At 61.9% G+C, this 13,136-nt stretch carries 15 protein-coding genes; 7 read left to right on the plus strand and 8 right to left on the minus strand.

The features are described 5' to 3' along the window. Positions 1 to 105 precede the first annotated feature (105 nt). The gene (cfaB, locus tag AC05QJ_RS01115; RefSeq protein ID WP_476745173.1) at positions 106 to 1,290 is read left to right on the plus strand and encodes a C17 cyclopropane fatty acid synthase CfaB; all 1,185 of its coding nucleotides are present in this window, start codon (positions 106 to 108) and stop codon (positions 1,288 to 1,290) included. A 5-nt stretch (positions 1,291 to 1,295) separates the two neighbouring features. Here cfaB and cls read toward each other — a convergent pair whose 3' ends face one another. Next, a complete protein-coding gene (gene cls, locus AC05QJ_RS01120) occupies positions 1,296 to 2,735 on the minus strand; it encodes a cardiolipin synthase (protein WP_476745174.1) in 1,440 nt (479 codons plus the stop codon). Between the two features lie 127 nt (positions 2,736 to 2,862). Here cls and AC05QJ_RS01125 point away from each other — a divergent pair, with 127 nt between their 5' ends. Beyond that, complete coding sequence (locus AC05QJ_RS01125; protein WP_476745175.1) at positions 2,863 to 3,390, plus strand: DUF3617 domain-containing protein; 528 nt, start codon at positions 2,863 to 2,865, stop codon at positions 3,388 to 3,390. A 24-nt stretch (positions 3,391 to 3,414) separates the two neighbouring features. Here AC05QJ_RS01125 and folE2 read toward each other — a convergent pair whose 3' ends face one another. Further along, positions 3,415 to 4,302, minus strand: a complete 888-nt coding sequence (gene folE2, locus AC05QJ_RS01130; protein ID WP_476745176.1) for a GTP cyclohydrolase FolE2 — start codon at positions 4,300 to 4,302, stop codon at positions 3,415 to 3,417. A 74-nt stretch (positions 4,303 to 4,376) separates the two neighbouring features. Then, a complete protein-coding gene (locus tag AC05QJ_RS01135) occupies positions 4,377 to 4,757 on the minus strand; it encodes a glutamine synthetase (protein ID WP_476745177.1) in 381 nt (126 codons plus the stop codon). 115 nt (positions 4,758 to 4,872) lie between these two features. On the opposite strand from AC05QJ_RS01135, the gene zigA reads away from it, so the two are divergent. Genes zigA through AC05QJ_RS01150 form a run of 3 tightly spaced genes read left to right on the plus strand, consistent with a single transcriptional unit; the run spans position 4,873 to position 7,728 of the window. Further along, the gene (gene zigA, locus AC05QJ_RS01140; protein ID WP_476745178.1) at positions 4,873 to 6,081 is read left to right on the plus strand and encodes a zinc metallochaperone GTPase ZigA; all 1,209 of its coding nucleotides are present in this window, start codon (positions 4,873 to 4,875) and stop codon (positions 6,079 to 6,081) included. Next, positions 6,081 to 6,716, plus strand: coding sequence for a DUF1826 domain-containing protein (locus AC05QJ_RS01145; protein WP_476745179.1), 636 nt, complete (start codon positions 6,081 to 6,083; stop codon positions 6,714 to 6,716). The genes zigA and AC05QJ_RS01145 overlap by 1 nt, the downstream gene beginning before the upstream one ends. A gap of 43 nt (positions 6,717 to 6,759) precedes the next feature. Further along, positions 6,760 to 7,728: a CobW family GTP-binding protein gene (locus AC05QJ_RS01150; protein ID WP_476745180.1), complete on the plus strand. Its 969-nt coding sequence runs from the start codon at positions 6,760 to 6,762 to the stop codon at positions 7,726 to 7,728. On the opposite strand, the gene AC05QJ_RS01155 is transcribed toward AC05QJ_RS01150, so the two are convergent. Beyond that, positions 7,722 to 8,114, minus strand: coding sequence for a DUF3301 domain-containing protein (locus tag AC05QJ_RS01155; protein WP_476745181.1), 393 nt, complete (start codon positions 8,112 to 8,114; stop codon positions 7,722 to 7,724). The genes AC05QJ_RS01150 and AC05QJ_RS01155 overlap by 7 nt on opposite strands. A 116-nt stretch (positions 8,115 to 8,230) precedes the next feature. On the opposite strand from AC05QJ_RS01155, the gene pdxY reads away from it, so the two are divergent. Then, a complete protein-coding gene (pdxY, locus tag AC05QJ_RS01160) occupies positions 8,231 to 9,133 on the plus strand; it encodes a pyridoxal kinase PdxY (protein ID WP_476745182.1) in 903 nt (300 codons plus the stop codon). Here pdxY and AC05QJ_RS01165 read toward each other — a convergent pair. Continuing rightward, on the minus strand, positions 9,100 to 9,591 hold the full coding sequence (locus tag AC05QJ_RS01165) for an acyl-CoA thioesterase (RefSeq protein ID WP_476745183.1): 492 nt from the start codon (positions 9,589 to 9,591) through the stop codon (positions 9,100 to 9,102). The two genes, pdxY and AC05QJ_RS01165, sit on opposite strands and share 34 nt — an antisense overlap. Before the next feature lie 7 nt (positions 9,592 to 9,598). Further along, positions 9,599 to 9,751: a hypothetical protein gene (locus AC05QJ_RS01170; RefSeq protein ID WP_476745184.1), complete on the minus strand. Its 153-nt coding sequence runs from the start codon at positions 9,749 to 9,751 to the stop codon at positions 9,599 to 9,601. A gap of 160 nt (positions 9,752 to 9,911) precedes the next feature. Between AC05QJ_RS01170 and AC05QJ_RS01175 the strand changes: the two genes are divergently transcribed. After that, on the plus strand, positions 9,912 to 11,672 hold the full coding sequence (locus tag AC05QJ_RS01175; RefSeq protein ID WP_476745185.1) for a cation:proton antiporter: 1,761 nt from the start codon (positions 9,912 to 9,914) through the stop codon (positions 11,670 to 11,672). Here AC05QJ_RS01175 and AC05QJ_RS01180 read toward each other — a convergent pair. Continuing rightward, positions 11,666 to 12,487 carry an alpha/beta hydrolase gene (locus tag AC05QJ_RS01180; protein ID WP_476745186.1) on the minus strand — a complete coding sequence of 274 codons (822 nt, stop codon included), beginning with the start codon at positions 12,485 to 12,487 and terminating at the stop codon, positions 11,666 to 11,668. The genes AC05QJ_RS01175 and AC05QJ_RS01180 overlap by 7 nt on opposite strands. Before the next feature lie 150 nt (positions 12,488 to 12,637). Beyond that, positions 12,638 to 13,045: an SMI1/KNR4 family protein gene (locus tag AC05QJ_RS01185; RefSeq protein ID WP_476745187.1), complete on the minus strand. Its 408-nt coding sequence runs from the start codon at positions 13,043 to 13,045 to the stop codon at positions 12,638 to 12,640. Between the last annotated feature and the right edge of the window lie 91 nt (positions 13,046 to 13,136).

Raw genomic sequence — 13,136 nt, forward strand, 5'->3', positions numbered from 1 at the left:
GATCGGCGGATAGCCTTGGACTATGGTCTCGATAGCCTGAAATATCCTGCTTATGAACTACCCTTCTCCCGTGGCATCCGATGAAGAAATGGGAGGGTTCACTTCATGCTCGTGCAACTTCCACCAGCTTTGCAAAGCCTGCATCTTCCACTTCGCCTGCGGCTCTGGGACGGCAACGAGTTCGATCTCGGCCCTCAGCCACAAGTGACCATTCTGGTCAAGGATCCGACGCTGATGAACCAGCTCACTCATCCGGGCCTGGATGAACTGGGTGCGGCGTTCGTGGAGGGCAAGCTGGAACTGGAAGGCACCATCGGTGAAGTCATCCGAGTCTGCGACGAACTCAGCGAAGCGCTGCTCAAGGATGAAGAGGAAGACCTCCCGGTACGCAGCGAGCATGACAAGGCCACTGACGCGGCTGCGATTTCCTATCACTACGACCTGTCCAACGCCTTCTACCAGCTATGGCTGGACCGTGACATGGCGTATTCCTGTGCCTACTTCAAGACCCCGAGCGACAGCCTCGACCAGGCCCAGCAGAACAAGTTCGAACACCTGTGCCGCAAGCTGCGCCTGCAGCCGGGCGACTATCTGCTCGATGTCGGTTGTGGCTGGGGCGGCCTGGCGCGTTTCGCTGCCCGTGAGTTCGGTGCGAGGGTCATGGGCATCACGTTGAGCAAGGAGCAGCTCAAGCTGGGCCGTGAGCGGGTCAAGGCCGAAGGTCTGGAACAACAGGTCGACCTGCAGATTCTCGACTACCGCGACCTGCCTCAGGATGGTCGCTTCGACAAAGTGGTCAGCGTCGGCATGTTCGAGCATGTCGGCCACGCCAACCTTGCCCTGTACTGCCAGCGCCTGTACGGCGCGGTTCGCGAAGGTGGACTGGTAATGAACCATGGGATCACCGCCAGGCATCTGGACGGCCGTCCGGTAGGGCGGGGCGCCGGCAATTTCATCGAGCGCTATGTGTTTCCCCACGGGGAGTTGCCGCACATGGCGATGATCAGTGGTGTCATCAGCGAGGCCGGACTGGAAGTGGTGGATGTGGAGAGCCTGCGTCTGCATTACGCGCGAACCTTGAAGATCTGGAGTGACAATCTGGAGTCGCGACTGGATCAGGCGGCGGCCATGGTCCCGGAAAAAGCCCTGCGCATCTGGCGGCTGTACCTGGCGGGCTGCTCCTACGCGTTCAGCCGAGGCTGGATCAACCTGCATCAGATTCTTGCGGTCAAGCCGAGAGCCGATGGCAGTCATGATCTGCCGCTGACCCGCGAAGACCTGTATCGCTGAGCGGGCTACAGAATCGGGGAAATCAGACGGGCGATACGCATGCCGAGCTGTTGCAGGCGGTGCGTGTCGCGACTGTCTTCCGGGGTGATTTCCCGAGCGTTGCCGAAATCTTCCTGCAGCATGCGTTCCACGCTGGTGGCGAAGCCGGTGTCGACGGTCACCAGCATGATTTCGAAATTCAGGCGGAATGAGCGGTTGTCCAGGTTGGCGCTACCGATTGCCGTGACATCGTTGTCTACCAGCACCACTTTCTGGTGCAGGAAGCCTGGCTGATAACGGAACATTCGCACGCCTGCGCGAACGGCCTCGAAGGCAAACAGGCTGGAGGCGGCGTAGACGATGCGGTGGTCGGGGCGTGAAGGGATCAGGATGCGGACGTCGACCCCGCGCAGCACTGCCAGGCGCAATGCCGCGAAAATCGCTTCATCGGGGATGAAGTAAGGGCTGGTTATCCACACACGCTCCTGTGCGGCATGAATGGCGTCGAGGAAGAACAGGGAGCAGGTTTCTCTCGGATCGGCAGGCCCGGTCGCCAGCACCTGGCAAAGGACGCCGTTGTCGGGATAAGTGTCCGGCAGAATCAGCGGCGGCAGTTTGCGCGCGGCCCAGAACCAGTCCTCTGCAAAAGATTCCTGCAAACAGGCCAGGACCGGCCCGGTCACCTGTACGTGGGTGTCGCGCCATGGCGATAGCCGTGGATTGGCGCCGAGGTATTCGTCGCCGACGTTATGCCCGCCAACGAAGCCGTGCACACCATCGACCACCACGATCTTGCGGTGATTGCGGAAGTTGACCTGGAAGCGGTTGAACCAGCCGCGGCGCGTGGCGAAGGCGCGGATCTGCACGCCGCCTTCGCGCAGGGCCTGGCTGTAGCGTGCGGGCAGGGCGTGGCTGCCGACACTATCGTAGAGCACATAGATTTTCACGCCTTCAGCGGCCTTCTTCAGCAGCAGCGTCTGGAGCTGCCGCCCGAGGTCATCGTCATGAATGATGAAGAATTGCACCAGCACGGTATCGCGGGCCTGTTCGATGGCATTGAAGACCGCCTTGAAGGTGGCCTGGCCATCGATCAACAGTTTCAGGGTGTTGTTGGCCAGGCAAGGCATGCGCCCGAGCTTGGGCAGGGCGCGCAGACCGGCATAGGCAGGGGAGTTGCTGGCGGTCAGTGCTTCTTCGACCCACGGGCGCCAGTTCAGGTCGGCCATGGCGACGTGCATTTCCTGGTTGGCCTGGCGGCGGGCCTGGATATAGGCCTCGAATGTCCGGCTGCCGAAGATCAGGTAGGGAATCAGGGTCAGGTAAGGAATGAACAACAGGGACATCGCCCAGGCGATCGCTCCTTGGGCGGTGCGCACGGTGAACACCGCGTGCAGGGCAGCAATCACGCCCAGCAGGTGGAGCGTGCCGATGAGGTAGCCGAAAAACTGAAGGCTGTGGAAATCCATGTGCATCCCGCCGTCCGCAATCAGTCTCCCTAACAGACCATGTTCCCTACCGGTCTTGCAACCCGGTGGGCACTTTGACGTCTAACCCGTAGTCCGGCACTGGGCCGGAGATTTCAGGAGTCATTAGATGAACGTTCGCATGTCGGTGTTGGCGTTGCTGGTTGGCCTGTCGAGCCCCCTTGTTCACGCGCAGATGTTGCAACCGGGGCTGTGGGAACTGACCACCAGCAATATGCAGGTCGATGGCAAACCCCTGCCCGATATGGAGTTCATGCTCGGGCAATTGAAGAACCTGCCGCCTGAGCAACGGGCGATGATGGAAGGCGTGCTGGCCAAACAGGGGGTGACTCTGGCTGGAAAGGGCGTCCGCTCCTGCCTGACGCCAGAGCAGGTGAAGACCGATGACATTCCGCTGCAGGATCCGCAATCGGGCTGCACGCAGAAGATCACCGAGCGCAGCGGCAATGTCTGGAAATTCCAGTTCAGTTGCCCGAAAGCCCAAGGTACCGGACAGGCGACTTTCCTCAGCGACAAGGAGTTCGTTACCACGGTGCAGGGCACTTTCAATGCAACCGGAGTTCAGCAACAGGGCAGCATGAATACGCGTGCCCAGTGGCTTGGGACCGATTGCGGCACCATCAAGCCGCGTAGCTGAATCCCGGCGGTAATTGGCGCGGAGTTACCAGTTCCACTGGCTCTGCGCTACTGCGTCGTGAGCGTGCAGGCTCTCGGCGTGTTCCACGCGCACTTCGAAACCCGCCACCGCGTGCAGACGCTTTAGCGCCTGGATCAGGCGGCGGGCGGCATCCTCGCAGAACATCAGGTTCTGGCCGTTGGCCAAGGCAAAGGCCTGTTCGTCGGCGCGTTTCACTGCGGTCTGCACTGCGGTGCCCAAGGCCTGTTCCGCTTGATCGATCAACTCCTCGATTGGCAGCTCCACACAACTCGGGTTCAAACGGGTCCGCAGCCTGGCGGTGCTGCGCTGGCTATGCGGTGTGGCGACAATTCCCTGAGCGCTGCCCAGCCAGCTCAGCACATCCTCGTGGCTAAGGTCGCGATTGCCGAAGTCTGTCAAAAACTGCTGTTGAATGAGCTGCCTCGCCAGTGCGGCGGAGCATGGACAGGTTGAGGAATAGACGACCTCGGCGTTTAGTTCCACGTGGAACACTTCACCACGAAGGCGGGCATCGAGGGTGATCGGATAGCTCTTGAACCCTGAGGCAGCACTGACCAGTGCAGGACGGTTGAGCAAAAGCTCGAACCGCAGGCTGAGGTAGGCGCAGGTGGAAAGCCCCTCATGACTGTCGAGAAACCCTTTGAGCACTCGATGGATCAACGGCAAGGTCAGTGACTCGTTCTCGAACGCTGCCAGTGCCAGGTAGAGCCGCGACATATGAATCCCGCGGGAACTGCCATCGTTCAGGTCGACGCCTGCATCGGCTTTGGCAACGAGGGGCTGGTCAGCCAGGCGTAGCGGAAGGGCGATACCACACATGCCAACCCAGTCCAGAGGCAGGAATTGCTGGCTGGCTTGTGCGGCGATGTCGGGGAGTGTCAGGGCGGTCATGTTGCGAACCATCGGGCAAGGGATGTGCAATAAGTTACATTATAACAATGCTATTGCCAGCACTTTTCTCCTGCCTACTGGCAACCGCTCAACCGATTGCAGCGCAGGCTGAAGCGCTGACCACTGGAGCTGGAGACCCGATTGAGCGTGGTCCATCCCACTCGACGGCTATAGCCCACCCACACCTCACCATCGTTGGCCAGCCCGGTATAGAAGGTCAGTTGGCCATAGCGGCTGTTGGTCTGAGACCAGCGGCGATCGCTCGGTTTGTCGTAACCGTTGAGGTATGTGGTCGAGCCGCGCGTGTGTACGCCGTAGTAACTGCCTGAGCGATCCTGGCACGCCAGCAGGTTGGTACTGCGGGTGCAGTTCGCCAGATCCCCGCGCGGCATGGCCAAGGCCGACCCGACGCAGCACGACAGGGTTATCCACAACAGGCAGTGGCGGAATTTCATGAGCGCTCTCTCGGTGGGTGTGGACAAGTGGTTGCTAGAATAGCATTGTTATAATGTAACATTGTTCGAATGCATCGCTCGAATGCACTTGCCGCCCTGATGAGGAAACCGCGCCATGACCGATCGTCTTCCCGTAACCGTGCTGTCCGGCTTTCTGGGTGCCGGCAAGAGCACTGTGCTCAACCATGTGCTGCGCAACCGCGACAACCTGCGGGTTGCGGTGATCGTCAACGATATGAGCGTGATCAACATCGATGCCACGGAGGTGCAGCGCAACGTCAGCCTCAACCGCACCGAGGAAAAGCTCGTCGAGATGAGCAACGGCTGCATCTGCTGCACCCTGCGCGAAGATCTGCTGGAAGAAGTCGGCCGCCTGGCTGCCGAGGGGCGTTTCGATTATTTGCTGATCGAATCCACCGGTATCGCCGAACCGCTGCCGGTGGCGGAAACTTTCACATTCCGCGACGACGAAGGCCGCAGCCTGGCGGAGATGGCACGGCTGGACACCATGGTCACCGTGGTCGATGGCCTGAATTTCCTGCGCGACTACCAGGCCGCCGACAGCCTCGCTTCTCGCGGTGAGACCCTTGGCGAGGACGACGAGCGTTCCATCAGTGACCTGCTGATCGACCAGGTGGAGTTCGCTGATGTGATTCTGCTGAGCAAGATCGATCTGATCAGCAGCCACGAGCGGGAAGAACTCACCGCGATCCTGCGCCGTCTCAACGCCCACGCGCGCATCGTGCCGATGGTGATGGGGCAGATAGACCTGAACGAGATCCTCGACACCGGCCTGTTCGACTTCGACCGCGCCGCCAGCGCACCGGGCTGGCTGCAGGAACTGCGTGGCGAGCACGTTCCGGAAACCGAGGAATACGGTATTGCCGCCAGTGTCTGGCAGGCTCGTCGTCCGCTCCATCCGCAGCGCTTCTTCGACTTTATCCACAAGCCCTGGGCTAATGGACGCCTCCTGCGCTCCAAGGGCTTCTTCTGGCTCGCCAGCAAATATCAGGAAGCCGGGAGCTGGTCCCAGGCCGGTGGCATGATGCGTCACGGGTTTGCCGGGCGCTGGTGGCGTTTCGTGCCGAAAGCCCAATGGCCGCAAGACCCGCAGAGCACTGCGGCGATCCTCCAGCAATGGAACCCAGAGTGTGGCGACTGCCGCCAGGAGTTGGTGTTCATCGGCCAGCATCTCGATGTGCCGCGCCTGCATGCCGAACTCGATGCCTGCCTGCTCGATGATCGGGAAATGGCCTTGGGTGCTGCCAACTGGCGTCATTTGCCGGACCCGTTCGGTGCCTGGCATGACGAGGAGGTGGCCTGATGCGGGTGGCCGAAGCACAGGTGCCGGTGCGCCAGGTGTTTGGAGAGACGCCCCGGGTATTGACCGAGGCGTTGTATGAAGGCGTCAATCTGGCGGTGTGGCAGCGGCGCCTGCCCGCCCATGTCGAAGACTTCGCCCGCCTGGTGCTGTCGCTGAACGAGCCCCTGGCCGAAGCCTTCACCCTGAACCTGGACACAGACGGGCAGGTTCCAGCCTTCGATCATCTGGTCAGCGCCTGCGGCGACCTCGCCGGCTACGACGGTTTCATCGCCGACATCCGCTGGCTGATCGGTGCCTACGCCTGCCTGCTCGATGCCAGAAGCGTGGGCGTGCGCCTGCGGGTACTGGAACGGGCGATGTGTCCGCGTTTTCATGTCGACCATGTGCCCGTGCGCTTGATCACCACCTACGCGGGCCCGGCCAGCGAGTGGCTCGGGGAAGGCGCTGTGGATCGGCGGCGGCTGGGGCAGGAAGAGGTGAATGCGGCGGATATTCGGCAACTGGCGTGCGGCGACGTGGCATTGCTCAAGGGTGAGAAGTGGCAGGGCAATGAAGGCGCCGGGTTGGTTCATCGCTCTCCGGCGTTGGCCCATGGCGAGCGCCGTTTGATCCTGACGCTTGACTGGCTCGCCTGAGCCCGGAGCATAGGGCTGACATTTCCCGGTGAAGCGGCGCTCCATGCTGAAGAACATTCCGACCCATCTTATCGCCGGCCCGCTTGGAGCCGGCAAGACCAGCCTGATTCGCCATCTGCTGAGCCAGCGCCCGGCCAGCGAGCGCTGGGCCGTGCTGATCAACGAATTCGGGCAGATTGGTCTGGATGCGGCATTGCTCAGCACCGACGACACCGGCGTGAGCATGGGTGAAGTCGCTGGCGGTTGCCTGTGCTGCGTAAATGGCGCGCCGTTCCAGGTTGGTCTGGGCCGGTTGCTGCGCAAGGCGCGGCCGGATCGCCTGTTCATCGAACCCTCTGGCCTCGGTCACCCCGCACAGTTATTGGCGCAACTGCGTTTGCCGCCCTGGCAAGGCGTGCTGGCGGTGCATCCGGCCGTGCTGGTGCTCGATGCGCCAGCGCTGGCTGCGGGCGTGCCGTTGCCGGATGCCCAGCAACAAGCCTTGGGGAGTGCCGGTTTGCTGGTGCTGAACAAGGCGCGCGAGCTGGATAAAGCACAGCGGCTGTGGATAACTTCACGACTGCCCTCGACACCCTTGCTGTGGACGGATCACGGGCAGATTGCGTTGAGCGATCTGCCCTCTGGGGCAGTGGATAACCAGCCTGTGGATAAGCCAATTCCACAAGGGCCGCCACCGATCGTTCCACTGTGGACAGACACCGCGCGGCCATTGTGCAGTTATCAACAGCTGCCAGAAGGGTGGAGCATCGGCTGGCGCTTTCATCCACAGCAACGCCTTGATCCAGAGCGGTTGGGGATATTTCTTGAAGGGTTGACGTGGCGGCGGGCCAAGATGGTTATCCACAGCCCAGGCGGCTGGTGTTCAGCCAACGCCGTCGAGGGTCAGGCACTGCAATGGCAGGACAGTGCCTGGCGGCGAGACTCGCGGATCGAGCTCATCTTCGACCAGGCAAAGGACCCTGCAGCGCTGGAACGGGAGATGCTGGCCTGTCGCGTAGTGTTGGATCACTGACGCCAGCGATTGTGCTCCTGGCGCCACTGCTTCATCTCGATGACATTGTCGCCGTGCACGGGCGGCCTGATTTCGAACGGGTAGGGCGCCAGCTCGATCTGCACGCTGTGGGCGCCGAACTGGGTAACCGTCCCCGGATGACGCTGCTCGCCGGTCACGGTGAATTCGAAGTTGTAGATGCGCGCCAGACGCTTGCGCCCGTTGGCATCACGGACGAAGGCGATCTTCTTCAGCGCGACGTTGCCGTCGAGCAGTTCGAGGTCGAGCTTGGCGCAATGCTGCTTGACCCGCTCCAGGGCCTTTTCCCGCAATCCATGGTTGTGCCACAGCCAGGCGCCCGCCGTGGCCAGCAACATGAGCACCAGGATATTTTCGAGGGTAACCATCTACACATGCTCCACAGAGGTGTGCCAGCTTAACTGCCACCACGGCCTGTCGTACAGGTGGCATTTGGCGCCATACTGCGCGCCTTGTTTGTCATTCATTGGTTTGGACGTCCCGCATGAAACGTACACCGCACCTGCTCGCCATCCAGTCTCACGTTGTGTTTGGCCACGCCGGCAATAGCGCCGCGGTGTTCCCGATGCAGCGGGTCGGGGTCAATGTCTGGCCGCTCAACACCGTACAGTTCTCCAATCACACTCAGTATGGCCAGTGGGCTGGCGAAGTGCTTGCTCCGGCGCAAATTCCTGCGCTGGTGGAAGGGATTAGCAATATCGGTGAGCTTGGCAACTGCGACGCAGTGTTATCCGGCTACCTGGGCAGTGCGGCCCAGGGCCGGGCGATCCTCAGCGCGGTGGCGCGGATCAAGGAAGCCAACCCGCGTGCGCTGTACCTGTGTGATCCGGTGATGGGGCATCCAGAGAAGGGCTGCATCGTTCCGGCCGAGGTCAGTGACTTTCTGCTCCGGGAAGCGGTCGCCGCCGCTGACATCCTGTGTCCGAACCAGCTCGAACTGGACAGCTTCTCCGGGCGTCGCGCCGAATCGCTGGAGGACTGCGTGGACATGGCCCGGGCGCTGATGGCGTTGGGGCCAAAGGCGGTGCTGGTCAAACACCTCTCCTATCCGGGTAAGCACCCGGACGAGTTCGAGATGCTGCTGGTGACCGCAGAGGGAAGCTGGCACCTTCAGCGCCCATTGTTGGCCTTCCCGCGTCAGCCGGTCGGTGTCGGTGACCTGACCGCCGGATTGTTCCTCGCCCGGCTGCTGCTCGGCGACAACTGGGTCGCGGCGTTCGAATTCACCGCCGCGGCGGTTCACGAAGTGCTGCTGGAAACCCAGGCCTGCGGCAGCTACGAGCTGGAAGTGGTGCGGGCCCAGGACCGCATCGTGCATCCACGGCTGCGCTTCGAGGCCCGGCGCCTGGCGGCTCAGATCGAATCGGGATCGACCTTCAGTTCCTGATAGCGCTTCTCCAGCTCCTGCCGGATCAGACGGCGCTGCTTGCCCTGCAGGAAGCGTCGTTTTTCTTCGCTGGTCTGCGGCTGGCGCGGCGGTACGGCCACCGGCTTGCGATCATCGTCCACCGCCACCATGGTGAAGAAGCAACTGTTGCTGTGGCGCACCGAGCGCTCGCGGATGTTCTCGGTCACCACCTTGATGCCGACCTCCATCGAGGTATTGCCGGTGTAGTTGACCGAGGCCAGGAAGGTCACCAGTTCGCCGACATGCACCGGCTCACGGAACACCACCTGATCGACCGAGAGGGTGACCACATAGCGACCGGCATAGCGGCTGGCGCAGGCATAGGCGACTTCGTCGAGGTACTTGAGCAGGGTGCCGCCGTGGACATTGCCGGAAAAATTGGCCATGTCCGGAGTCATCAGAACGGTCATCGACAGCTGGGCGTTTCCGGGTTCCATAGGGTGCTCACGGTTGGGTTGGGCTGTGGCGGGGTGGCTCGGTTTTTCCATGCTTCTTCCCCTTGAAATTTGCCATCCAGAAACGGGACGCCGGCAAGCTGTTTGCCGTCACGCGGTTCATGCCATTTGCGGCGATGGAAGTGCCGATCTGTTTCTGCATATTGCACGACCATTTTGCAGCGGTGGTCGGTGATAACCTCCAGAAACGGCTTTGTAACAAGGCTATTTCCTACATTTAAATCAGAAACGTCCGCAACTCAATCCGAGTCGGGGTTGGGTTGCGCTTTGCCCTTCGTACAAGAAGTAAGGAGCGTCACGCCGTGCATGCCATCAGCTTTATCCAGGATCTGGCGGTGATCATGCTGGTTGCCGGTGTGGTCACCATCCTCTTTCACCGCCTCAAGCAGCCGGTGGTGCTGGGCTACATCGTCGCCGGCTTCATCATCGGCCCACACACACCGCCGTTCGGCCTGATCCACGACGAAGACACCATCAAGACCCTGGCCGAACTCGGGGTGATCTTCCTGATGTTCTGCCTCGGCCTTGAATTCAGCCTGGGCAAGCTGTTCAAGGTCGGTGCCACGGCTTTCATCGCGGCGTTCCTGGAAATCGTCCTGATGATCTGGATCGGGTTCGAGATCGGCCGCTGGTTTGGCTGGAGCACCATGGACTCTCTGTTCCTCGGCGCCATCCTGGCGATTTCCTCGACCACCATCATCGTCAAGGCGCTCAATGACCTGAAGATGAAGAACGAGCGCTTCGCCCAACTGATTTTCGGCGTGCTGATCGTCGAGGACATCCTCGGCATTGGCATCATCGCGCTGTTGTCGGGTATTGCCGTGAGCGGCACGGTCAGCTCCGGCGAAGTCTTCTCCACGGTCGGCAAGCTCTCGCTGTTCATGATCGTCGCGCTGGTGGTGGGCATCCTCCTGGTGCCGCGGCTGCTGGCCTACGTGGCGAAATTCGAAAGCAACGAGATGCTGCTGATCACCGTGCTCGGCCTGTGCTTCGGCTTCTGCCTGTTGGTGGTCAAGCTCGAATACAGCATGGTGCTAGGCGCCTTCCTGATCGGCGCGATCATGGCCGAGTCCCGCCAGTTGATGAAGATCGAGCGGTTGATCGAGCCGGTTCGCGATATGTTCAGCGCCATCTTCTTCGTTGCCATCGGCCTGATGATCGACCCGAACGTGCTGGTGGAGTACATCTGGCCGATCGTGGTCATCACCATTGCCGTGGTGCTGGGCAAGATGCTGTCCTGCGGCATGGGCGCCTTCATCGCCGGCAACGACGGACGGACCTCGCTGCGGGTCGGGATGGGTCTGTCTCAGATTGGCGAGTTTTCCTTCATCATCGCCGCCCTTGGCATGACCCTGCAGGTCACCAGCGACTTCCTCTACCCGGTTGCTGTTGCTGTTTCCGTCATCACCACCTTGCTCACGCCTTACCTGATCCGTGCCGCGGACCCGCTGTCCTTGACGCTGGCGAAGGTGGTGCCGAGCCGGCTGTCTCGCGTGCTGTCGCTGTACGGCGAGTGGCTGCGCAGCATCCAACCGCAGGGCGAAGGGGCGATGCTGGCCTCGATGATCCGCCGCATCCTGCTGCAGGTCGGGGTCAACCTGGCGCTGGTGGTGGCGATCTTCTTCAGTGGCGGTTACTTCGCCGGGCCCATCGGTGAGTACCTGACCGGCTGGCTGCCCGATCTCGGCCAGCAAAAGGCGCTGATCTGGGGGCTGGCGCTGCTGCTGTCGCTGCCATTCCTGATTGCCGCGTACCGCAAGCTCAAGGCGCTGTCGATGTTGCTGGCGGAGATGGGCGTGAAGCCTGAAATGGCCGGGCGGCATACCCAGCGGGTTCGCCGGGTGATCGCCGAGGTGATTCCACTGATCTCGCTGCTGGTGATCTTCCTGCTGCTGTCGGCGCTGTCGGCCAGCATCCTGCCCACCAGCGAGTTGCTGCTATTGATCGCGGTGGTGGCGGCAGGTGTGGTGGCGCTGCTGTGGCGCTGGTTCATCCGGGTGCACACGCGCATGCAGATCGCGCTGCTGGAAACCCTGGAGAACCAGAAGGAACATCATCACTGAGGTGCGCAGCGCAGTGGCCGTTCGCGCCACTGTGCCCAGGCTGCGGCCCAGCCGTCGGCGTGGCTCACGCCTGGCAGCCTGACTTCTTCCAGGCAGTCCGCCGCGCCGAGGCTGGCGCGGTAATGTGCGTACAGCGCCGGCGGCACGGTGCGGTCGTCCAGGCCGAGGAAGTGCCGCTGCGCGACGTGGGCGAGCCGCCCTGGCTGGTCCAGCGGCTCCAGGGAGCCGGTCAACGGGCTCAACTCCAGGCGCCGCGCCCACTCCCGCGGCGTAAGGTTGCCAGCCAGGGTCTGCACTACCGCGATATCGTCTCGTTTCGCCGCCAGCAGCAGCGCCAGCGCGGCCCCGCCGGAATAACCGATCAGTTCGAAGTCCCGATTGCCGTATTGCCGGCGGATGCGATCCAGCGCCTGGTCGAGGCTGTCGAGTGCGGCCTGGCTGAAGCGTTGGTCGGTCCAGACTTCCGGTTTGCAGGCCGGACCACTGACGAACTGGCAGGGCCGGGCCAGATAGAGGCTGGGTTGTGGATCATTCATGGCCAGGCGGGCCAGCAGCAGCGTGCGCGGGCTCGGGTCGAGGCTGGGTTGGCTTGCGGTGGCCCAGGCGTGGCCGTCACCTTCGAGGTAGATGCGCAGGCGCGGGGTTGCGGGTCTGAGTGCCGGAAGGCTCATGGCCAGGGCAAAGGGGCGGGTCTGCTGGATCTCGACGCGGTGCCCGTGCTGGGCGCTCAATGCCTGCAACTGAGCCAGCGGCGCCTGGCAGCCAGCCAGCAGCGTCAAGCCAAGGGGCAATAACCAACGAGGAAGACTCGACATCGAAAATCCGCAAACGCCGTGAAGGCTTCGTGTGCGAGCGGGGCGAATGTCCGAGGGGATGGAGCGGTAGCGACCCGCCACGCACAGGAAGGTGTGGCGGATTCTACGAAGATTGATGGCTATGAGCCACTAATTTGTAAGGGAATTGCCTCAGCTTTCCAGCCACACGTCGCGGGCCCAGTGCCAGACCGACTCCCAGCTTTCCTCGGTGACGATCTCTTCTTCGCCGGACCACAGTACGACCGTGCCGTCTTCTTCGACGCAGTAGTAGTCGTCGCCGTCCTGGCAGAGCGGAATCAGGTCCCGTGGTACACCGGCGTCCCAGGCGTTGGCTGCGACTTCAGGCAGATAGGTGTGAGACTGCGGGTCGGTGACGGTCACCGGCTCCAGGCTGCCGTACACCACATCGCTGACGGTCAGCAGGTACTCCTTGAAGACGAACGGGATATTGATGAACAACTGTTCCTCGATCTCGACCAGCTGATCTTCATCGGGCAGCTCAAGCGGTACCGGCACCGGCTCGTTGGCTTCACGCAGTTGTTCGATGACTTCTTCCACGGTTGTCGTCCTCTGTGGCCTGACCTTTTCCAAACGTTGCGCGTTATACCCTAGTAGGGCAGTGCGCTAAAAGCAAAACCCCGGGCAAGCC

The organism is Pseudomonas sp. TUM25319, assembly GCF_056388475.1.